23 protein-coding genes, 1 tRNA gene, 1 pseudogene and 1 riboswitch are annotated in these 20,545 nt (G+C 69.2%); of the genes and pseudogenes, 18 read left to right on the top strand and 7 right to left on the bottom strand.

The annotated features are described in order from the left end of the window. Nucleotides 1–12 precede the first annotated feature (12 nt). The 8 genes from clpS (at nt 13) to AB0E98_RS29265 (ending at nt 5,979) form a co-directional block, all read left to right on the top strand. The gene (gene clpS / locus AB0E98_RS29300) at nt 13–324 is read left to right on the top strand and encodes an ATP-dependent Clp protease adapter ClpS (protein WP_190111999.1); all 312 of its coding nucleotides are present in this window, start codon (nt 13–15) and stop codon (nt 322–324) included. Beyond that, the gene (locus tag AB0E98_RS29295) at nt 324–917 is read left to right on the top strand and encodes a DUF2017 domain-containing protein (RefSeq protein ID WP_361708366.1); all 594 of its coding nucleotides are present in this window, start codon (nt 324–326) and stop codon (nt 915–917) included. Before clpS ends, AB0E98_RS29295 begins: the two co-directional genes overlap by 1 nt. A gap of 322 nt (nt 918–1,239) precedes the next feature. After that, nucleotides 1,240–2,688 carry an amino acid permease gene (locus tag AB0E98_RS29290; RefSeq protein ID WP_361708363.1) on the top strand — a complete coding sequence of 483 codons (1,449 nt, stop codon included), beginning with the start codon at nt 1,240–1,242 and terminating at the stop codon, nt 2,686–2,688. An 80-nt stretch (nt 2,689–2,768) separates the two neighbouring features. Then, nucleotides 2,769–3,191, top strand: a complete 423-nt coding sequence (locus AB0E98_RS29285; RefSeq protein ID WP_361708360.1) for a M67 family metallopeptidase — start codon at nt 2,769–2,771, stop codon at nt 3,189–3,191. 126 nt (nt 3,192–3,317) lie between these two features. Then, complete coding sequence (locus tag AB0E98_RS29280) at nt 3,318–3,599, top strand: MoaD/ThiS family protein (RefSeq protein ID WP_361708358.1); 282 nt, start codon at nt 3,318–3,320, stop codon at nt 3,597–3,599. Nucleotides 3,600–3,615: 16 nt separating this feature from the next. After that, nucleotides 3,616–4,566: a cysteine synthase gene (locus AB0E98_RS29275; RefSeq protein ID WP_361708356.1), complete on the top strand. Its 951-nt coding sequence runs from the start codon at nt 3,616–3,618 to the stop codon at nt 4,564–4,566. Nucleotides 4,567–4,676: 110 nt separating this feature from the next. After that, complete coding sequence (locus AB0E98_RS29270) at nt 4,677–4,796, top strand: transposase (protein WP_126914323.1); 120 nt, start codon at nt 4,677–4,679, stop codon at nt 4,794–4,796. A 430-nt stretch (nt 4,797–5,226) separates the two neighbouring features. Then, nucleotides 5,227–5,979, top strand: a complete 753-nt coding sequence (locus tag AB0E98_RS29265) for an MBL fold metallo-hydrolase (protein ID WP_361708352.1) — start codon at nt 5,227–5,229, stop codon at nt 5,977–5,979. Nucleotides 5,980–6,057: 78 nt separating this feature from the next. Here AB0E98_RS29265 and AB0E98_RS29260 read toward each other — a convergent pair whose 3' ends face one another. Continuing rightward, nucleotides 6,058–7,239 (bottom strand): PTS transporter subunit EIIC, encoded by a 1,182-nt coding sequence (locus AB0E98_RS29260; protein ID WP_361708517.1) that lies wholly within the window; start codon nt 7,237–7,239, stop codon nt 6,058–6,060. Nucleotides 7,240–7,565: 326 nt separating this feature from the next. Continuing rightward, nucleotides 7,566–8,876 (bottom strand): PTS transporter subunit EIIC, encoded by a 1,311-nt coding sequence (locus AB0E98_RS29255; protein ID WP_361708351.1) that lies wholly within the window; start codon nt 8,874–8,876, stop codon nt 7,566–7,568. A 194-nt stretch (nt 8,877–9,070) separates the two neighbouring features. Here AB0E98_RS29255 and AB0E98_RS29250 point away from each other — a divergent pair, with 194 nt between their 5' ends. From AB0E98_RS29250 to rdgB, 3 genes are all read left to right on the top strand, one after another. Continuing rightward, a complete protein-coding gene (locus tag AB0E98_RS29250; protein WP_361708348.1) occupies nt 9,071–9,304 on the top strand; it encodes a PTS glucose/sucrose transporter subunit IIB in 234 nt (77 codons plus the stop codon). Nucleotides 9,305–9,393: 89 nt separating this feature from the next. Continuing rightward, nucleotides 9,394–10,125, top strand: coding sequence for a ribonuclease PH (rph, locus tag AB0E98_RS29245; protein WP_311611349.1), 732 nt, complete (start codon nt 9,394–9,396; stop codon nt 10,123–10,125). A gap of 59 nt (nt 10,126–10,184) precedes the next feature. Then, nucleotides 10,185–10,787, top strand: a complete 603-nt coding sequence (gene rdgB / locus AB0E98_RS29240; RefSeq protein WP_361708347.1) for an RdgB/HAM1 family non-canonical purine NTP pyrophosphatase — start codon at nt 10,185–10,187, stop codon at nt 10,785–10,787. Between the two features lie 61 nt (nt 10,788–10,848). Here rdgB and AB0E98_RS29235 read toward each other — a convergent pair. From AB0E98_RS29235 to AB0E98_RS29225, 3 genes and pseudogenes are all read right to left on the bottom strand, one after another. Next, nucleotides 10,849–10,931: transfer RNA gene (locus AB0E98_RS29235), tRNA-Leu, on the bottom strand. Nucleotides 10,932–10,973: 42 nt separating this feature from the next. Beyond that, a pseudogene (locus tag AB0E98_RS29230) lies at nt 10,974–11,639 on the bottom strand (HNH endonuclease). Next, nucleotides 11,636–12,316, bottom strand: coding sequence for an HNH endonuclease signature motif containing protein (locus AB0E98_RS29225; RefSeq protein WP_361708344.1), 681 nt, complete (start codon nt 12,314–12,316; stop codon nt 11,636–11,638). Before AB0E98_RS29225 ends, AB0E98_RS29230 begins: the two are co-directional and overlap by 4 nt. 262 nt (nt 12,317–12,578) lie before the next feature. On the opposite strand from AB0E98_RS29225, the gene AB0E98_RS29220 reads away from it, so the two are divergent. After that, complete coding sequence (locus AB0E98_RS29220; protein WP_361708342.1) at nt 12,579–13,148, top strand: hypothetical protein; 570 nt, start codon at nt 12,579–12,581, stop codon at nt 13,146–13,148. Further along, nucleotides 13,148–14,440, top strand: coding sequence for a HAMP domain-containing sensor histidine kinase (locus AB0E98_RS29215; protein ID WP_361708514.1), 1,293 nt, complete (start codon nt 13,148–13,150; stop codon nt 14,438–14,440). Before AB0E98_RS29220 ends, AB0E98_RS29215 begins: the two co-directional genes overlap by 1 nt. Here AB0E98_RS29215 and bcp read toward each other — a convergent pair. Beyond that, complete coding sequence (gene bcp / locus AB0E98_RS29210) at nt 14,421–14,888, bottom strand: thioredoxin-dependent thiol peroxidase (protein ID WP_361708339.1); 468 nt, start codon at nt 14,886–14,888, stop codon at nt 14,421–14,423. The genes AB0E98_RS29215 and bcp overlap by 20 nt on opposite strands. A gap of 140 nt (nt 14,889–15,028) precedes the next feature. Between bcp and AB0E98_RS29205 the strand changes: the two genes are divergently transcribed. The 3 genes from AB0E98_RS29205 to AB0E98_RS29195 all read left to right on the top strand — a co-directional run bounded on the left by AB0E98_RS29205 (nt 15,029) and on the right by AB0E98_RS29195 (nt 16,224). Beyond that, nucleotides 15,029–15,379 (top strand): DUF3618 domain-containing protein, encoded by a 351-nt coding sequence (locus AB0E98_RS29205; RefSeq protein ID WP_361708337.1) that lies wholly within the window; start codon nt 15,029–15,031, stop codon nt 15,377–15,379. A 127-nt stretch (nt 15,380–15,506) separates the two neighbouring features. Next, nucleotides 15,507–15,809 (top strand): co-chaperone GroES, encoded by a 303-nt coding sequence (locus AB0E98_RS29200; protein ID WP_048831771.1) that lies wholly within the window; start codon nt 15,507–15,509, stop codon nt 15,807–15,809. Beyond that, nucleotides 15,807–15,871: riboswitch (guanidine-III (ykkC-III) riboswitch) on the top strand. It overlaps the preceding gene by 3 nt. A gap of 32 nt (nt 15,872–15,903) precedes the next feature. Beyond that, nucleotides 15,904–16,224 carry a multidrug efflux SMR transporter gene (locus tag AB0E98_RS29195; protein ID WP_361708335.1) on the top strand — a complete coding sequence of 107 codons (321 nt, stop codon included), beginning with the start codon at nt 15,904–15,906 and terminating at the stop codon, nt 16,222–16,224. Nucleotides 16,225–16,244: 20 nt separating this feature from the next. Here AB0E98_RS29195 and AB0E98_RS29190 read toward each other — a convergent pair whose 3' ends face one another. Further along, nucleotides 16,245–18,554 carry a transglycosylase domain-containing protein gene (locus AB0E98_RS29190; RefSeq protein WP_361708333.1) on the bottom strand — a complete coding sequence of 770 codons (2,310 nt, stop codon included), beginning with the start codon at nt 18,552–18,554 and terminating at the stop codon, nt 16,245–16,247. A gap of 325 nt (nt 18,555–18,879) precedes the next feature. Between AB0E98_RS29190 and AB0E98_RS29185 the strand changes: the two genes are divergently transcribed. Beyond that, on the top strand, nt 18,880–19,680 hold the full coding sequence (locus tag AB0E98_RS29185; protein ID WP_361708331.1) for an ABC-2 family transporter protein: 801 nt from the start codon (nt 18,880–18,882) through the stop codon (nt 19,678–19,680). A 91-nt stretch (nt 19,681–19,771) separates the two neighbouring features. Then, on the top strand, nt 19,772–20,536 hold the full coding sequence (locus tag AB0E98_RS29180) for an ABC transporter permease (protein WP_361708511.1): 765 nt from the start codon (nt 19,772–19,774) through the stop codon (nt 20,534–20,536). The last annotated feature ends 9 nt before the right edge of the window (nt 20,537–20,545 follow it).

Raw genomic sequence — 20,545 nt, 5'->3', positions numbered from 1 at the left:
CGGGGTGGCAGCATGGGAAGCGTGAGTGTTGCACCGGTCGAGATCGAACGGCCCGAGACGGGCGAATCGCCCTTCGCTGTCGCTGAACCCGACGTCCCTTGGGTGACCCTGGTCCATAACGACCCCGTGAACCTCATGAGTTATGTGACGTACGTGTTCCAGGCGTACTTCGGCTACCCCAAGGACAAGGCGCACCGGCTGATGCTCGACGTTCATCACAAGGGCCGTGCGACGGTCTCCAGCGGCAGCCGTGAGGAGATGGAGCGCGACGTGCAGGCGATGCACGGCTACGGGCTCTGGGCGACCCTCTCGCAGGACCGTTGATGGCGGGGCACTTCGAGCCGCTCACGGGCGGCGGGGCCGCCGTCGCCCTGGACGAGGTCGAGATCTCCATCCTGCGCAGCCTGGCCGTCCAGCTCCTGGAGCTGATCGGCCCCGGCGACGCGGACGGCCCCGAGGCCACCGACCCGCTGGCCCGGCTCTTCGCCGAGGGCCCCAGCGAGCCGCCGTCCGACCCCGCCCTGGCCCGCCTCTTCCCGGACGCCTACGGCACCCCCGGCACCGAGCAGGACCGCCAGGAGCGCGCCCACGCGGCCGAATTCCGCCGCTACACCGAGAACGACCTGCGCGAGCGCAAGCGCCAGGACGCCCTCGGCGTGGTCCGCTCGCTGGACTCGCTCACCCCCGGCGGCGAGGGGGGCGCCGTGCTGCGCCTGGACCCCGACGGCTGCCGGCAGTGGCTGGGCGCGCTCAACGACCTCCGGCTGACCATCGCGTCCCGGCTGGAGATCGGCGACGAGGACGAGGGCGACGCCCTCTACCGGCTGCCGGACGGCGACCCGCGCAAGCCCATGGTGATGGCCTACCTCTGGCTCGGCGGACTCCAGGAGACGCTGGTGGAGGCGCTCACTTCCTGAAGTTACTTTCCGGTATTCGGAGGACCCTTAGGGCGTTCGCTCACCGAACGCTCAATTCCGAATAACGATCACGTCACTGTGGCGGCGGCAATTAAGCCGCCGTCTTTGCTTTTGTCCTGGTTTATTTGTGTCATGCGCCACAACACTCACATTGATCTCGCCTTTAGACGTGATACTTCTTGCCGACCTGCCTCCGTGACGCCACCCCTGTCACGGCGGGGGCGCTGAGCCGGCCGACCGTCGGCACCTAGCAGGACTCCATCCGGGGGGATCGGTACCCGATCCGGAGCAACCGGATCGGTATGGAGAAAGGCGCACCACCATGACCTCTGAGCAGGTCGCGGACCGCACCGCAGTGCGGGACGGAGAAGGAAGCGGACAGGAAGCTTCCGAAGGTTACGAGCGGGGACTCGGTAACCGACAGATTCAGATGATCGCCATTGGTGGCGCCATCGGCACCGGTCTGTTCCTCGGCGCGGGCAAGGCCATATCCAAGGCCGGACCCAGCCTCATCCTGGCCTACGCCATCGCAGGCCTTGTCATCTTCTTCATCATGCGAGCGCTCGGTGAGCTGCTCATGTACCGCCCGGTCTCGGGCTCCTTCTCGGACTACGCCCGAGAGTTCCTCGGCCCCTTCTGGGGCTATGTGACCGGCTGGACGTACTGGCTCTTCTGGGTCGTCACCGGCATCACCGAAGTCACCGCGGCGGCCGCCTATGTCCAGTACTGGAACAAGGGCATTCCACAATGGGCCTCGGCGCTGGTCTTCACCGTCATTCTCTACTTCGTCAACCTGATCTCCGTAAAGCTCTTCGGCGAGCTGGAGTTCTGGTTCTCGATGGTCAAGGTCACCGCCATCATCGGCATGATCCTGATCGGCATCGGCGTCATCACCCTCGGCTTCTCCAAGGCCGGTGACACCGCCTCCTTCAACCTCCTGTGGGACCACGGCGGTTTCTTCCCCAAGGGCATCGGCGGCACGCTGATGACCCTCCAGATCGTGATGTTCGCCTTCATGGCCGTCGAGCTCGTCGGCGTCACGGCGGGCGAGGCCGCCGACCCCAAGAAGACCCTGCCCAAGGCCATCAACACCGTGCCGTGGCGCATCGCCGTCTTCTACCTGGGCGCGCTCATCATCATCCTGTCGATCGTCCCCTGGACCGAGTTCATGCCCGGCGTCAGCCCGTTCGTGGCGGCCTTCGCCAAGATCGGCCTGCCCGCCGGCGCCGGAATCGTCAACTTCGTGGTGCTCACCGCGGCGCTGTCGTCCTGCAACTCCGGTATGTACTCCACCGGCCGCATGCTCCGCGACCTGTCCCTCAACGGCCAGGGCCCGAAGTTCTTCGGCCAGCTGTCCAAGAAGGGCCTGCCGTTCCGCGGCACGACCTTCTCCGCCGCCCTGATGCTCGTCGGCGTCTGGATCAACTACCAGTGGCCGGGCAAGGCGTTCGACTACGTCGTCTCCTTCGCGACCATCTCCGGTATGTGGGCCTGGATCATGATCCTGGTCGCCCAGCTCCGCTACCGCCGCAAGGCGGACCGCGGCGAGCTGCCCCAGTCCGAGCTCAAGGCCCCGGGCGCCCCCTGGACCAGCCTGTTCGCCCTCGCCTTCATCGGCATGGTGATCGTGCTCATGGGTATCGACGAGGACTCGCGGGTCTCCCTCTACTGCGCGCCCGGCTGGGCCGCGATCATGTGGGTGTCCTACCTCGTGCTCAAGAAGCGCAACCCCAAGGCGTTCGAGCGCAAGGACTACACGCCGGCCGCCTAGCCCCGGCCGCGTAAATCCTGAATGAACAGGCCCCGTACCGCCCTCGGTACGGGGCCTGTTCCGCGTTTATCCTGGCGCGCATGCTGACCATCACCCAGGCCCTGTACGACCGGATCGTCGAACACGCCCGCGCCGACCACCCCGACGAGGCGTGCGGCGTGGTCGCGGGACCCGAGGGCAGCGGACGGCCCGAGCGGTTCATCCCCATGCTGAACGCCGCCCGGTCGCCCACGTTCTACGAGTTCGACTCGACCGACCTGCTCAAGCTCTATCGCGAGATGGACGACCGTGATGAGGAACCGGTTGTCATCTATCACTCGCACACCGCGACCGAGGCCTACCCCTCTCGCACCGACATCTCCTACGCCAACGAGCCCGGCGCCCACTATGTGCTCGTCTCCACCGCCGACACCGACGGCTCCGGCCCCTTCCAGTTCCGCTCGTTCCGCATCGTCGGCGGCGAGGTCACCGAGGAGGACGTGAAGGTCGCCCCGGCGTACTGAGGGCTGAGACCGCGTATCCCGCATACCGGGACGAACATACGGCTGGCGCACGGGGAATCGATACGATGCGCCCACCGTTCTCCCTCTGGAACCAGGCACCTCTCCACACTCCGACAGGAGCACCCCATGGCCATCGAGGTCCGCATCCCGACCATCCTCCGCACCCACACCGACGGCCGGAAGGTCGTCGAGGGCAGCGGCGCCACGATCGAAGAGCTCTTCCAGGACCTCGAGACCCGGCACACGGGCATCCGGGAGCGCCTCGTCGACGAAAAGGGCGAGCTCCGCCGCTTCGTCAACGTCTACCTCAACGACGAGGACGTCCGCTTCCTCGGCGGCATCACCACCGAGCTCGGCGACGGCGACAGCGTGACCATCCTCCCGGCCGTGGCCGGCGGCGCGGTCTGATCCCGGCGCGCCCCGCATGCGCTACGACAGCCCCCTGGCCGCGGTGGGCAACACCCCGCTGGTCCGCCTGCCGCGCCTGTCCCCGGCCGAGGACGTCCGCGTCTGGGCCAAGCTGGAGGACCGCAACCCCACCGGCTCGGTCAAGGACCGCCCCGCCCTCCACATGATCGAGCAGGCGGAGAAGGCCGGCCGGCTCACCCCCGGCTGCACCATCCTCGAACCCACCTCCGGCAACACCGGCATCTCCCTCGCCATGGCGGCCAGGCTCAAGGGCTATCGCATGGTGTGCGTGATGCCGGAGAACACCAGCGAGGAGCGCCGCTCCCTGCTCGCCATGTGGGGCGCCGAGATCATCCCGTCGCCCGCCGCCGGGGGCTCCAACACGGCCGTGCGCATCGCCAAGGAACTGGCCGGGCAGCACCCCGACTGGGTGATGCTCTACCAGTACGGCAACCCCGACAACGCCGGCGCCCACTACGCGACCACCGGCCCCGAGATTCTCGCCGACCTCCCCGAGATCACCCACTTCGTGGCCGGACTCGGCACCACCGGCACCCTGATGGGCGTCGGCCGCTATCTGCGCGAGCACAAGCCGGACGTGTCGGTCGTCGCCGCCGAGCCGCGCTACGACGACCTCGTCTACGGCCTGCGCAACCTCGACGAGGGCTTCGTGCCCGAGCTCTACGACGCCTCCGTCCTCACCACCCGCTTCTCCGTGGGCTCCGAGGACGCCGTCCGCCGCACTCGCGAACTCCTCGCCGAGGAGGGCATCTTCGCGGGCATCTCCACCGGCGCGGTGCTTCACGCCGCGCTGGGCGTCGCCCGGAAGGCCGTACGGGCGGGGGAGCGGGCCGACATCGTCTTCATCGTGGCCGACGGCGGCTGGAAGTACCTGTCCACCGGCGTCTACACCGCCGCCACCACGGAAGAAGCCGTCGAGACCCTCCACGGCCAGCTCTGGGCGTAGTCCCAACGCGCCGTCCGAGCGCGCCGGTCCATTAAAAACAGAACTGTGCACGGGTGAACTTGCACTACCGATGTTGGGAATCGGCTGACATCATCACTTAGGAGACGCACATGAACTGTCCCGCATGTGGATCTTCGGACATGAGGCAACTCAACAATGGAAACTGGCAGTGCGGAAGCTGCGGCGCAGTCACGGCTGGATCGAGCGGCCTGGGATGCGCTCGCCCCTGAGACGCGTGAGCGGCTGGCGGCGTTCATGACGCCGGACGTGTTCACGGTGACGGCCGGGAGCAAGGAGTCGGCCGAGCGCTTCCAGCGCTTCATGGACACCCTGGACCGCGCCGAGGCCCACCGGCCGCCGCTGTAGCCCGTCCGCCGCGCCGTTCCGCCGCACGTCCCGCCGCGTGTTTCCCCGCACGCCGTCCGGCCGTTCGTTCCGCTCCGTCCGTTCGTTCCGCAGGGCCCCGATCACACTCCACCGGCAGCGCGACCGGGGCTCCGGCGCGTCCCGGCCGCGCCGCGGAGGCCCGCCCCGGCCACGTCCGTCCTGGTGATTCCGCCCACACGCACCGTCCCGGAGGAGTCACGGCCCGTTCTCTCGCCTTACCCTCGACTGCACCGGATGGCCCCCCGTAACCGGCCCACGGAGGTTCAGGCCCGCATGAAGCTCACCGTCGTCGGATGCTCGGGCTCGTTCCCGTCCACGGAATCGGCCTGCTCGAGCTATCTGGTGGAGGCCGACGGCTATCGGATCCTCCTCGACATGGGCAATGGCGCCCTCGGCGAGCTGCAACGCCACATCGGTCTCTACGACCTCGACGCCGTGCTCCTGTCGCATCTCCACCCCGATCACTTCATCGACATGTGCGGCTACTTCGTCGCCCGCTACTACCGCCACGAGGGCGGCCGGGCCGATGCCATCCCCGTGTACGGCCCCGCCGACACCGAGCGGCGGCTGCTCACCGCGTACGGCGACGTCCCCGACGAGGCCTGCATGAGCGAGGTCTTCGACTTCCGGACCTTCAACCCGGGCACCTTCACCCTGGGCCCGCTGACCATCCGTACGGCCCGGGTGAGCCACCCCGTGGAGGCGTACGCCTTCCGGGTCGAGCACGACGGCACGTCGCTGGTGTACTCGGGCGACACCGGCCCCTGCGAGGCCCTGGACGAGCTGTCCCGGGGCGTGGACCTGCTGCTGTGCGAGGCGTCGTTCACCCATGGCAAGGAGGACATCCCCGACCTCCACCTCAACGGCCTGGAGGCGGGCGAGGTGGCCGCCGCCGCCGGGGCCGGCCGGCTGGTCCTCACCCATGTCCCGCCGTGGACGGACCCCCTCACCAACCTCCGCGACGCGCGCTCGGTCTACGACGGCCCGGCGGAGCTGGCGCACGCGGGGGCGGTGTACGAGCTGTAGCGTCCCCCGGACGTGACGAAGCCCCCGGAACACCTGACGGTTCCGGGGGCTTCGGGCTTCGATACCGGGCGTACGGGCTTACGCCTTGGTGACGTCCTCGAGCTCCTCCTCGGGCTCACGGCCCGGGGTGGGGAGGTTGAACTTGGTGATCGCGAAGCGGAACACCGCGTAGTAGACCGCGGCGAAGCCGAGGCCGATCGGGATGATCAGCAGCGGGTTCGTGGCCTTGCTCCAGTTGAGCAGGTAGTCGATGAGACCGGCCGAGAAGCCGAAGCCGTCATGGACGCCCAGGCCCCAGGTGACGGCCATGGAGATACCGGTGAGCAACGCGTGAACCACGTAGAGCAGCGGGGCGATGAAGAGGAAGGTGAACTCGATCGGCTCGGTGACGCCGGTGACGAAGGACGTCAGGGCGAGCGAGATCATCATGCCCATGACGGCCTTGCGGCGCTCGGGGCGTGCGGAGTGCGCGATGGCGATGGCGGCGGCCGGGAGACCGAACATCATCACCGGGAAGAAGCCGGACATGAACTGGCCCGCGGACGGGTCGCCGTGGAAGAAGCGCGGGATCTCGCCGTGCCAGACCTGGCCGGCGGAGTCCGTGAAGCTGCCGACCTGCTGCTGGAAGAAGGTGTTCAGGAACTGGTGCATGCCGACCGGGATCAGCCCGCGGTTGAACACACCGTAGATACCGGCACCGGCCGAGCCCAGGCCCGTGAGCCAGTCGCTGAAGTCGGTGAGGGCGTCACCGACGGGCTGCCAGGCGAGACCGAAGACGACACCGAACAGCACACCGATGAAGGCCATCAGGATCGGCACGAGACGCCGGCCGTTGAAGAAGCCCAGCCAGTCGACGAGCTTGGTGCGGTGGTAGCGCTGCCAGACGATGGCGCTGACCAGACCGACCAGAATGCCGCCGAGGACGCCCGGGTCCTGCGGCTTGCCCTTGGGGAGGGCCGCAGTGATCGTGCCGTCCGCGGGGAAGGCCGTCAGCACGTTCTTGTAGACGAGGAAGCCGACCAGCGCGGCGAGGGCCGTGGAGCCGTCCGCCTTCTTCGCGTAGCCGATCGCGACGCCGATGCAGAACAGCAGCGGCAGATTGGCGAAGACCGCGTCACCGGCGGTGGCGAAGACCGTTGCGACCTTGCCCCACTGCAGACCGTCCTTGCCGAAGACGTCGTCCTGGCCCAGGCGGAGCAGAATGGCCGCCGCGGGCAGCACGGCCACCGGCAGCTGGAGGCTGCGACCAATCTTCTGCATGCCCTGCAGGACGGTGTTGCCCCACTTCTTGACGGGGCTCTCCTTGGCGGGGCTCTCCTTCTTGGCCTTCTCGGCCTTTCCAGGCGCCTTCTTCGCCGCCTTGGCTGCCGTACTCATCGGATTCCTCCAGGTGAGGCGGGCGCTCGGGGGGAAGGGGGACGGCCCGCAATTTGGTCTACACCACTACTGGTTTAGACCTGTTGTAGCACGTGAGTCGGGCATAAAGGAATCCATCGTTCCAAGTGGCCTGGGCCACAGAAGAAAGGGCGGCGTGAGCGCTCAGCGCTGCGTCACGCCACCCTTACGGGACGTTGATTAACAGGTGGTTACTTGATGTTGTCCTTCTCGATCTGCTCCGCCAGCTCCTCCGGCTCACGGCCCGGGGTCGGCAGGTCGAAGAAGGTGATCGCGAAACGGAAGACCGCGTAATAGACGGCGGCGAAACACAGCCCGATCGGGATGATCAGCCAGGGCTTGGTCGCCAGTCCCCAGTTGATGATGTAGTCGATCAGGCCCGCCGAGAAGCTGAAGCCGTCGTGCACCCCCAGCCCCCAGGTGACCGCCATCGAGACGCCCGTCAGCACCGCGTGGACCGCGTAGAGCGCCGGGGCGATAAAGAGGAACGAGTACTCGATCGGCTCGGTGATGCCCGTGACCAGCGAGGTCAGGCCCACCGACAGCATCAGGCCGCCCACCGCCTTGCGGTGGTGCGGCCTGGCGCAGTGCGTGATCGCCAGCGCCGCCGCCGGCAGCGCGAACATCATGATCGGGAAGAAGCCCGAGGTGAACTGGCCCGCGTGCGGGTCGCCCGCCAGGAAGCGGTTGATGTCGCCGTGCGCCACCGTGCCGTCCGGCTTGGTGAACGAACCGAACTGGAACCAGACGAACACGTTCAGGAACTGATGCAGGCCGATCACCAGCAGAGCGCGGTTGGCCACACCGAAGATGCCCGCACCCCAGGAGCCCAGATCCGACAGCCACTGGCTGAAGCTCGTCAGCCCACGCCCCACCGGCGGCCAGATCCACAGGCACAACGCGGCGAAGACGATCGCCACGAACGCCATGATGATCGGCACCAGCCGGCGACCGTTGAAGAACCCCAGCCAGTCCACCAGTCGCACCCGGTGGAAACGCTGCCAGAACCACGCCGCCAGCAGCCCGATCACGATCCCGCCGAACACCCCCGGATTCTGGTACGTCGCCGGGCCCGCCGGCCCGGCCGTCCCCACGCACACCCCGCTCAGCAGCCCCAGCCCCGTGAACCGGCCACCGCCCGGACAGGTCTCCGGGAACTGGTGCACCACCGCGTAATAGACGAGGAAGCCCGTCACCGCCGCCAGCGCCGTCGAGCCGTCCGCCTTCTTCGCCATCCCGATCGCCACACCCACCGCGAAGAGCAGCGGCAGCCCCAGCGACGAGTCCAGCAGCGCCCCGCCCGCCCCGGCCATCACCTTGGCGACGTCCGTCCACCCCAGGCCGTCCTTGCCGAAGACGTCCGGCTGGCCGAGCCGGTTGAGGATGCCGGCCGCAGGCAGCACCGCGATCGGCAGCTGGAGGCTGCGGCCCATCTTCTGGAGGCCCTGGAAGAGGCCCTGCGACCACTTCTTCCGGGGCGCCGCCGCGGCGACCGAACTCATGTGCGTCCTCCGGCTGCTGGCATACTGGTGTAGACCACTTATGGGCGGTGCGAGGCCCCCCGGAACGCAGTCCGGGTGGTCGCCATCTTTCGTGAGATGGCGGACATACGCCCGCATAGTTGGGCTATACGTGGTTTACCGTGTGAAAGCCGGTCGGCGATACCGCCGAGGGGCCGAGACAACCAGGAGTGCACATGGCCAGCAAGGCTGAGAAGATCGTCGCCGGCCTCGGCGGGATCGACAACATCGAGGAGATCGAGGGCTGCATCACCCGCCTCCGCACCGAGGTCAACGACCCCGGTCTCGTCGACGAGGCCGCACTCAAGGCCGCCGGCGCCCACGGCGTCGTCAAGATGGGCACCGCCATCCAGGTCGTCATCGGCACCGACGCCGACCCGATCGCCGCCGAGATCGAAGACATGATGTGAGCTGAGCCACGCGCTCCCCACGAGGGCCCCCACCCGGTTGTCCCACAACCGGAACAGGGGCCCTCTGCCGTCGCTATAGGCTCATCACCATGTCTCGCATCGACGGCCGTACCCCCGACCAGCTCCGCCCCGTGACCATCCAGCGCGGCTGGAGCAAGCACGCCGAAGGCTCCGTCCTCGTCTCCTTCGGCGACACCAAGGTCTTCTGCACCGCCAGCGTCACCGAAGGCGTCCCCCGCTGGCGCAAGGGCTCCGGCGAGGGCTGGGTCACCGCCGAGTACGCGATGCTGCCCCGCTCCACCAACACCCGAGGCGACCGCGAATCAGTCCGCGGCAAGATCGGCGGCCGCACCCACGAGATCTCCCGCCTCATCGGCCGCTCCCTGCGCGCCGTCATCGACTTCAAGGCCCTCGGCGAGAACACCATCGTCCTCGACTGCGACGTCCTCCAGGCCGACGGCGGCACCCGCACCGCCGCCATCACCGGCGCCTACGTCGCCCTGGCCGACGCCATCACCTGGGCCCAGGGCAAGAAGCTCATCAAGCACGGCCGCAAGCCGCTCACCGGCACCGTCTCCGCCGTCAGCGTCGGCATCGTCGACGGCGTCCCCCTCCTCGACCTCTGCTACGAGGAGGACGTCCGCGCCGAGACCGACATGAACGTCGTCTGCACCGGCGACGGCCGCTTCGTCGAGGTCCAGGGCACGGCCGAGGCCCAGCCCTTCGACCGCGACGAGCTCAACAACATCCTCGACCTCGCCGTCGCCGGCTGCGCCTCCCTGGACGCGGCCCAGCGCGAGGCCCTGGCCCGCACGCTGTAGTTGTTCCCCGGGTGCCCGGGGCCCCTGCCGGGCCCCCGGCCCCGGGATAATCAGGACCCATGAAGCGCCTGATCCTCGCCACCCGCAACGCCAACAAGGTCACCGAGCTCCGCGCGATCCTCGCCGCGGCCGGCCTTGACGTCGAACTCGTCGGCGCCGACGCCTATCCCGAGATCCCCGACGTCAAGGAGACCGGCGTCACCTTCGCCGAGAACGCCCTCCTCAAGGCCCACGCCCTGGCGCGGGCCACCGGCCACCCCGCCGTCGCCGACGACTCCGGCCTCTGCGTCGACGTCCTCAACGGCGCCCCCGGCATCTTCTCCGCCCGCTGGGCCGGCGCCCACGGCGACGACAAGGCCAACCTCGACCTCCTCCTGGCCCAGCTCTCCGACATCGCGGAGGAGCACCGGGGCGCCCACTTCGCGTGTGCCGCCGCTCTCGCGTTGCCGGACGGCACGGAGCGCGTCGTCGAGGGCCGCCTGGAGGGCACGCTGCGGCACGAGCCGGCGGGTTCGGGGGGCTTCGGGTACGACCCGATCCTCCAGCCGCTGGGCGAGACGCGCACGTGCGCGGAGCTGACGGCGGAGGAGAAGAACGCGATCAGCCACCGGGGGAAGGCGTTCCGGGGGCTGGTGCCGGTGGTGCGGGAGCTTTTGGGGTGACCGTACGCCGAAGGGGCCGGTCCGTTGAGCAACGGACCGGCCCCTTCGAATCTAAGGGCAGTGCGGCCGGTGGGATTCGAACCCACACGGGATTTCTCCCACAGCATCCTAAGTGCTGCGTGACTGCCATTCCACCACGGCCGCGAGCCCTGTCATGCTACCGGTCGCACGGGAGCAGCTACAGCGCTACCCAAGCTCTCGCCGTCGTCGGCCACCTCGACACCAGGTATCCGTGATGGCGTGGCAGTTGGGGCAGAGCAGCCGGAGGTTTTCTCGTCGATCGTCGCTCCAATCACCGTTGATGTGGTCCACTTCGAGCGTCATGGGTCGGCCATGCCATGAGGGGGCGGTTCCACAACCTGCGCATTCTTCTGGTACGCCGGTCTAGCGCAGCGCACGGCGGAGCATGTGGGCCCGCGTGCGGTTGCTGCTGGCGTGCTTCACGAGCACGTCCTCGGCAGGCTTCCGGGGTGTTGGGCCGGGCTTGCCCCGCTGATGAGCCTGCCCTAGGAAGTGCGATGTCGTGAGACGGTCCTCGGCGATCCACTGGCGCAGCAGAGCGCGTTGGCGGCCGTTGTCCGGCTGGCCGAGGCGGCGCAGCGTCTCTGCGATGGAAGAGGATTTCGCTACGGCGTTGCTCAGGATGACTGAGGACGGTCGCGGTCCGTTCTTGCGGTACTTGCGGCGGAAGTGGGAGATATCGATCCCGAAGTGTGCGAAGCGCTTGTAGAGGTACCGGGAGAGCGTGTCGTAGGGACGAGTGCCCAGGAACGCGATGACCTCGTCGATGTCCGCGCATTGCCGAGCTGCTTCGGCCAGGCGTTCCTTTGCGTAGTGGTTGCCCGTGCTCATCGAACGCCACCGGCTGTCCGCGACGACTGGGAGGCCGCAGGACGACGGCTTTTGCCGCGACCGCGATAGGTGTCGGTTGTCGAGTGACAGTTGGGGCAGAGCAGCCGGAGGTTTTCGATTCGGTTGTTGCGCCAGTCGCCGTCGATGTGGTCCACCTCGAGCGGCAGGGGGTGTCCTTGCCACATGGTCTTGATGCCGCGGAACGCGCAGCGGTCCGGGACGCCGAGTTCCCGCATGGCTCGCTTGAGTCGGTCGTTCTGCTCGCGCCGGGCGTTGGAAGGATTTTGTTCGACGAGCAGCTCTGCTGTGGTGCGGTGTCGCCTGCCATTGGGTGACCGGCCTCGACGGTCGAAGTGCGAGGTGTCGATGCCGAACATACGGATTCGTCGGCTGATGTGGGTGTGGTGCCCTCCGACGGCTTCGAGGCCCAGATGCCGCAGAACATCGTTCATGTTCGATGACGCGGCGACTGCGGCTTCGAGGATCTCCTTGGTCCAGCGGGCCCCCTCGCGTGCGAAGTGCGATGTGTCGATCCCCATCGACTTCATCCGCTCGTGGATGTACCGCCGCGACGAGCTCCTCGGGTCCACCCCGAGCTTGCTCAACGCCTCCGACAGCGTCCGCGACGACTCCGCCGCCGTGGCGAGCCGCTCTCGCGTATACGGACTGACCGGCATGGTTCCCCTCCCCACCCCGTGGCCCCCGGCGGGAAAAGGGCACGGCCGGCGGCCGTACCCCGTTCCCGCCGAGCGAGCCCCGAAGGCTGTGACTCGGACGGTTGCGTCCCTGGGTACGGCCACCGACCGGCGGCCTCGTATGGAGTAACGCGCGTGCCCGGAATCGGTTACGTGATCGGTTACGCCACACATGTCCGTAGGGCGAAACGGGAACGCGCGGCCTTTTTTCTCCGTCACTCAGGGCGGGGAAGGGGACAGGCCCGTGGACGAACAGCTGCCTGTGAGTAAGGAAGAGAGCCCGATGACCGACCGCACCGTGGCCCGCTGGGCGGGCTGGCGCAGGGTGGTGGCGATCCTGGTGGGGGTGGCCGTGCTGGTGACGGGTGGGGTGTGGCTGGAGAACGTCACGGACCGGGCGAGCATGGTGGACGAGGCGCCGAAGACCGCGGCGGCGCAGCGGTCGGGGGCCGATGGGCAGGACTCTCAGGTGGAGCCGGAGGATTCGGGCGCGCGGGAGTTGCCGGGGGTGCGGGACTGCGGGATGGGTGAGCCGGTGCAGGAGCCGACGATCATCACGCTGGATTGTTCGACGTCGGGCCGGGTGGCCAGTGGTATCCGGTGGGATGCCTATACGGAGGACGGCGCGAACGGCAGCGGTGTGGTGCAGGTGTCGGGTGGTGCGTCGGGGGCGGCGGCGAAGTCGTTCCAGGCGAAGCTGCGGCTGTACGGGCCGAAGGAGGTCGACGGCTCGGTGGCGTTCACGGCGCTGGAGGTCGTCTATACGGGTGCCACCCCTTCCGGTGAGCACCGAGAGGTGCTCCCGATCGCGTGATGGGTATTCGTGGCCGGATCGCGTTCGCGATCTCTTTTGTCACCGCGTTGGCCGTGGTGGTCCTGGGTGTGGCCGTGCACCACATCTCGGGGCTGGAGCGCGACCGGCAGGCGAAGGCGTATCAGGACGGGTTGCTGAGTTCGGCGCTTCAGATCTATCAGCGGGACGGCACGCTGGCGCTGGGGGCGCAGCTGGACGATTCGACGTTGCCGTTCACGTTGTCGCAGGCGGTGGCGCGGGGGCAGTCGGGTACGTACATCAGCGGTGGTGAGGATCCGCGGGTGTGGGCGGCTACGGGTGTGGCCGGGGACCGGGTGCTGTCGATCTCGGCGTCGTATCCGGCGCGTGATCCGTTGCAGACGGCGCTGGACAAGGCGCTGGTGGTGGCGGGTGCGGCGACGGTGGCGCTGATGGCGGTGGTGGCGTGGTTCGTGGCGCAGGGGTTGTCGCGGCGGCTGCGGCTGAGTGCGGCGGCGGCGCGGCGGATCGCGGCGGGGGAGACCCTGGACGCGGTGGGGCTGGACACCGGTGGCCGGGACGAGGTGGCGGAGCTGGGCCGGTCGGTGCATCAGATGGCGACGTCGTTGGCGGGGCGGGTGTCGGCGGAGCGGCAGTTCACGGCGGACGTGGCCCATGAGCTGCGGACGCCGGTGGCGGGGCTGGTGGCGTCGGCGGAGTTGTTGCCGCATCCGCGGGCGGTGGAGATGGTGCAGGAGCGGGCGCAGACGATGCGGGCGCTGGTGGAGGATCTGCTGGAGGTCTCGCGGCTGGACGCGGGGGTGGAGAGCGCTCAGCTGGACGCGGTGGAGCTGCCGTCGTTGGTGCGCGGGATCGTGAAGCGGGCGCGTGGTCAGCGTGGTGTGGACGATGTGGCGGTCGAGGTGGTCGGTGAGGGCCGGATCGTGGCGACGGACGCCCGTCGGGTGGAGCGGATCCTGGTGAACATCCTGGCCAACGCGGCCAAGCACGGCCGGCCGCCGATCGAGATCACCGTGGACGGTACGCGGATCGTGATCCGGGACCATGGGGACGGTTTTCCGCCGGGTCTGGTGGATCAGGGGCCTCGCCGGTTCCGTACGGCCGCGCCGGAGCGGGGGACGGGGCACGGTCTGGGGCTGACGATCGCGGTGGGGCAGGCGGCGGTGCTGGGTGCCCGGCTGGTGTTCGGTGCGGCGCCGGGCGGTGGCGCCCGGGCCGTCCTCGACCTGCCGGAGGCCGAGGACGTGCCGGAGGGGGAGCGTCCGGTGTGCCGGGGCGCGCTGGCGCCGGGGGCTACAGCCCCAGGTCCTTGATGACCTTGGCGACGTGGCCGGTGGCCTTGACGTTGTAGAGGGCGCGTTCGACCTTGCCGTCCTCGTCGATGATGACGGTGGAGCGGATGACGCCGGTGACGGTCTTGCCGTAGAGCTTCTTCTCGCCGAAGGCGCCGTAGGAGGTGAGGACCTCCTTGTCGGGGTCGCCGAGGAGGGTGACGCTCAGGTTCTCCTTCTCGCGGAACTTGGCGAGCTTCTCCGGCTTGTCGGGGGAGATCCCGATGACGGCGTAGCCGTGGCCGGCGAGGAAGTCGAGGTTGTCGGTGAAGTCGCAGGCCTGCTTGGTGCAGCCGGGGGTGAGGGCGGCGGGGTAGAAGTAGACGATGACCTTGCGGCCCTTGTGGTCGGCGAGCGAGACCTGCTTGCCGTCCGCGTCGGGCAGGGTGAAGGCGGGGGCGGTGTCGCCGGGCGTCAGTCGCTCGCTCATGGCTCTCCTCGACAGTCGGTGGTTATGGTCCCGAGGGTAGCCAGGTCACGGTTCGGGGGTGCCGCGGGGCGGTGGTCCCGGGGAGCTGACAGACTGTAGTCATCACTCTTCATTCTTATCGACGAGACGGAGGCAGCGCGGTGGCGGAAGCCAGGACCCCTGCGCAGATCGAGGCGGACATCGACCGCCGGCGGCAGGAGCTCGCCGTTGTGCTCGACGAGATCGGGGTGCGGATGCACCCGAGCACGATCATCGGGGACGCCCGGGCGAAGGTGAGCTCGAAGGTGGACCATGTGGCGGGCCGGGCGTGTGTGGCGGCCAACCGGGTCGTCTCGGAGGTGCGCTCCGGTTTTGTCACCAAGGAGGGCGAGCCTCGTCTGGAGCGAATCGTTCCGGTGGCGATGGTGGCCGTGGGTGTGATCGGGCTGCTGGTGTCCTCGTCGAGGTCCGGCGGGAAGGCCGCCAAGGCGACGGGGCGCCGCAAGCGCTAGTCATGGTGCGGGGCGCCCGGGTGGCCGGTTCGGGCCGGATGACCGCCCAGTGGCCTCGGTGCCGCCTTCGGGCAGGTACGGTCTTGTCGTGAGTACGAATACCACCCACGACAAGCTGCCCATCCGGATGCTCCACGACCGGGTTCTGGTCCGGACCGACATTCCCGAGGGCGAGCGCCGGTCCACCGGCGGGATCGTCATTCCGGCGACGGCGGCGGTGGGCCGCCGGCTGGCCTGGGCCGAGGTCGTCGCGGTCGGGCAGAGCGTACGCACGGTGGAGCCGGGTGACCGGGTGCTGTACGACCCGGAGGACCGTGCCGAGGTGGAGGTCCGCGGTGTCGCCTATGTGCTGATGCGCGAGCGGGATCTCCACGCGGTGGCGGCGGAGCGGCTGGAGGGGTCCGAGGACTCCACGGGGCTGTATCTGTAGTTGCTACCCTCGTAGACACCCGACGAGACGCGCCGTACCGGGTCAGGACAAGACGACGCACCCCTGGAGAGTCGTTTTCACCGGAGGTGCCGTCATGGCATGGGTTCTGCTCGCTGTCGCCGGTCTGCTCGAGGTCGGCTGGTCGATCGGCATGAAGTACACCGAGGGTTTCACGCGGCTGTGGCCGAGCGTGTTCACGGCCGCGGGCATCGTGGCGAGCATGATGCTGCTGTCCCAGGCCGCGCGGACGCTGCCCATCGGCACGGCGTACGGCGTCTGGGTCGGCATCGGCGCGGCCGGTGCGGCGGTGCTCGGCATGGTGGTGCTGGGTGAGCCGGTGACCGCCGCGCGGATCTTCTTCATAGCCCTTCTGCTGGTGGCCGTGGTCGGCTTGAAAGCGACGTCGGGGCACTGACGGACCATGCCCGGTCACGGTCAGTATTCATAGCCCAGCAGGTCTCCGTGGCGGTCCGACTTGCCCTCGCCCGGGGGGCCGAAGGTCGGCGGGCCCGGCGGGGTCGGGAAGTTCGGGGTGACCGGCGGGGGCGTCGGGATCGTCGGCGGCAGGCTGGGCACCGGGAGGGACGGCGGGCCGGTCGGCGGGGCCGAGGACGGCGGGCCGGTGGACGACGGGGGCGCGGCGCTCGGTGAGGGTTCCAGCGTCGGCGGGGCCGCGCCGTTCTCCAGCTCCAGGTCGAAGTCGGTGGCCTCGGTGCCCTCCAGGGCCTGTGCGGTGTAGGCGCCCCAGATCTGTGCCGGGTAGCCGCCGCCGTTGATGCGGTCCTCGCCCGTGGCTCCGTACAGCGGCTTCTGGTCGCCGGTGTCGGGGTCCTGGCCCATCACGGCGACGACGGTGGCGAGGTCGGGGGTGTAGCCGGCGAACCAGGCGGCCTTGTCCTCCTCGGCCGTGCCCGTCTTGCCGGCCGCCGGGCGGCCCGCGGACTGGGCGCGGCGGCCGGTGCCGGCCTCCACGACGCTCTGGAGGATGGACGTGGTGGTGTCGGCGGCCTCGCGGGAGACGGCCTGCCGGGTGTCCTCGCCGTCCGGCAGCTGGACCTCCTCGCCGCCCTTGGAGACCTTCTCGACCAGCGTGTACGGGCCGTGCCTGCCGTGGTTGGCGAGGGTCGCGTAGGCCTGGGCCATGTCCAGGACGCTGGCGGTGGCGGGGCCCAGGGCGATGGAGGGCGTGGCGGTGAGGTCGGGGGTCTTCTCGGGGACGCCGAGGGCGACGGCGGTCTCCTTGACCTTGCCGGGGCCGACGTCCTGGGCCATCTGCGCGTAGACGGCGTTGACGGACAGGTCGGTGGCCCGGGTGACGGTGATGTGGGGGTAGGAGTAGCCGTCCTCGTTCTCGGGGGCGTAGCCGACGGGCCCGTCGGGGCCTTGCACGGGGCGCTTGTTGGTGCCGTCGTAGACGGTGTTCGGGGTGATGGTCTGGCCGGCGAGGGTGCTCGCGTGGTTGTCGACGGCGGAGGTGAAGACGAACGGCTTGAAGGTGGAGCCGACCTGGTAGTCGCGGCGGGTGGCGTTGTTGACGTACTGCCTGGTGTAGTCGATGCCGCCGTAGAGGGCGACGACCTTGCCGGTCTTGGGGTCGATGGAGGCGCCGCCGGCGCGGACGTAGCGGTCGACCTTGCGGTTGTCGCTGAGTTCGCTCATCAGCTGGTCGCGGACGGCGGCGACGAAGGCGTCCTGCTTCTTCTTCTCGATGGTGGTGGTGATGCGATAGCCGCCGGCGGCGAGGGTGTTCTCGTCGACGATCTTGTTGCCGGTGAGGTAGTCCTTGACGGCCTCGACGAGATAGCCGCGCTGGCCGGACATGCTCAGCCGGGGCTTGGTCTTGCCGGGGGTGGGGAAGGTCATCGCGGCCCGGTCGGCGGGGCTGAGCCACTTCTTCTTGACCATGCCGTCGAGGACGTAGCGCCAACGGGCCTCGGCGCGCGGCCTGTTCTCGGGGTGGGCGCCGACGTCGTAGGCGCTGGGGGCGTTGAGGAGGGTGGCCAGATAGGCGCCCTCGGCGGTGGTGAGTTTGTCCGAGTCCTTGTTGTAGTACGCCTGGGAGGCGGCCTGGACGCCGTAGGCGTTGCGCCCGAAGTAGCTGGTGTTGAGGTAGCCCTCGAGGATGTCGTTCTTGCTCTCCTCGCGGTCCAGCTTGATGGCGATGAAGAATTCCTTCACCTTGCGGCTGATGGTCTGTTCCTGGCCCAGGTAGTAGTTCTTGACGTACTGCTGGGTGATGGTGGAGCCGGACTGCTTGCCCTTGCCGGTGACGGTGTTCCAGGCGGCGCGCAGCATGGCCTCGGGGTTGACGGCGGACTCGGAGTAGTAGTCGCGGTCCTCGGCGGCGAGGACGGCGTGCTGGACATCCCTGGGGACCTTGCTGAGCGGCACGCTCTCGCGGTTGACCTCGCCGTCGCGGGCGAGCTGGGAGCCGTCGGAGTAGAGGAAGACGTTGCTCTCGGCGGTGGCGGCCTTGTTGGCCGGGGGGATGTTCACGAGCATGTAGCCGGCGATCAGGCCGCCGACGATGATCAGGACGATCAGCAGGAAGCCGCCGAGGATCATCCGCCAGGTGGGTACGAGCCGGCGCCAGCCCGTCCGGCGGGGGCGCCCGGGCCGGCCGTCCCGGCCGGGGCCGTCGCCCGGTCCGGCGGGGGGCGCGCCGTGCGCCGGGCCTCTGGGGGCCCAGCCCGGCGGCGCGTGGCCGCGTCCGGCGGGACGCCGCTGTGACTGCTCGTCGCTCATGTCTTAGGGACTCCTCGGCCGCCGCCGGGGTTGTGCCGCCTCGGCGGAGGGGTGTCGTCTCGGGCGGGTCCGGACTGCGTCGTAGGCCCCGGAGGACACTGTCGCATCATGCGTTCCGGCGGAAGGGCCCAGCGCACCGTTGGGGGGCCCGGAAGGGCCGTTCGGGCCAGTCCGACCACTCCATGGAGTGAAAATCCATGGTTCCTGGACGTGGTGTGCGGCTAGGCTCCTGCGCTTCGGGGTGCGGCGGCCCGAAGCGACCGCGGCCCGGTGCGGGGGGACGCGAGGACGCTCGACCGGGTTCAACGAGGAGGGGGACGCCAGGATGCGGTTGTACGCGGCGGTCGCGGTCAGCGGCTTCCGGCGGCACGCGACGTACCGGGTGGCCACGGCCGCCGGGGTGTTCACCAACACCGTCTTCGGCTTCATCCTCGCGTACACCTACATCGCGCTGTGGAACGAGCGTCCCCACCTGGGCGGTTACGGCCGGGAACAGGCGCTGACGTTCGTGTGGACGAGTCAGGCGCTGCTGGGCGCGGCGTGCCTGATCGGCGGAGGTTTTCAGGAGGAGTTGCAGGAGCGGATCCGCACCGGGGACATCGCGGTGGACCTCTACCGGCCGGCCGATCTCCAGCTGTGGTGGCTGGCGAGTGACATGGGCCGGGCCTTCTTCCAGCTGCTGGGGCGGGGTGTCGTCCCGCTGACGGTGGGCGCCCTGTGCTTCGAACTGGCGTTGCCCGGCCTGTCCTTGACCTGGCCGGCCTTTCTGCTGTCGGTGCTCCTGGGGCTGCTGGTGAGCTTCGGGCTGCGGTATCTGGTGGGGCTGTGCGCCTTCTGGCTGCTGGACGGCGCGGGGGTCAACATGGCGTTCGCCCTGCTGAGCATCTTCTTCTCCGGGACGCTGCTGCCGCTCAACGTCTTCCCGGGCGCCTTCGGCGAGGTCGCGCGGGCGCTGCCGTGGTCGGCGATGCTGCAAGTGCCGGCGGACGTCCTGCTGGAGCGGCGGACCGGCGCGGGGCTGGCGGCGGCCCTGGGGTTCCAGGCCGCGTGGGCGGTGGCGCTGCTGCTGGCGGGGCGGGCGCTCCAGTCGGCGGCCACTCGGAAGGTCGTGGTCCAGGGTGGCTGAGGCGTATGGGCCACCAGGGGGCGGGGGCACGGTCGCGCGCTGGTCCGCCCACGCCCGTGACGGGGGGCGGGCCTACGGGCTCGTCGTGCGGATGTGGGTGCGGTCGACGATGGCGTACCGCGTGTCGTTCGTGATGATGACCGTGGGGAACTTCGCGGCGACGGCCCTCGACTTCGTCGCGATCGCCTTCATGTTCTCCCATATCCACGCGCTCGGCGGATTCACGCTGCCGGAAGTGGCCTTCCTCTACGGCACGACGAGCACGTCCTTCGGGCTCGCGGATCTCGTCCTGGGCAATCTGGACCGGGTCGGGCGCCGGGTGCGGGACGGGACGATGGACACGCTGCTGACGCGCCCCGCGCCGGTCCTGGCGCAGGTGGCCGCCGACCGGTTCGCGCTGCGCCGGCTGGGCCGGGTGACGCAGGGAGCGCTGCTGCTGGGGTGGTCGCTGTCGCGGCTGGACGTGGCGTGGACGCCGGTGACGGTGCTGCTCCTGCCGGTGATGCTGGTGACGGGTGCGGTGATCTTCGGGGCGCTGTTCGTGGTGGGCGCGGCGTTCCAGTTCCGGGCGGTCGACGCGGCCGAGGTGCAGAACGCGTTCACCTACGGCGGGACGACGCTGCTCCAGTACCCGCCGTCGGTGTTCGCCAAGGACCTGGTGCGCGGGGTGACGTTCGTGGTGCCGCTGGCCTTCGTCAACTGGCTGCCGGCGCTGAGGGTGCTGGGACGGGACGATCCGCTGGGGCTGCCGGGCTGGGTGGACTTCGCGTCGCCGCTGGTGGCGATGGTGTGCTGGGTGCTGGCGGGCCTGGCCTGGCGGGTGGGGCTCAGGGGCTATCGAAGTACGGGGAGTTGACGGTTCGCG

The sequence above is a fragment of the Streptomyces sp. NPDC037389 genome (assembly GCF_040636475.1).
GTDB classification, from domain to species: domain Bacteria; phylum Actinomycetota; class Actinomycetes; order Streptomycetales; family Streptomycetaceae; genus Streptomyces; species Streptomyces hesseae.
Note: the sequence above shows the minus strand (reverse complement) of the source record. Positions and strands in the feature narration are given on the sequence as shown.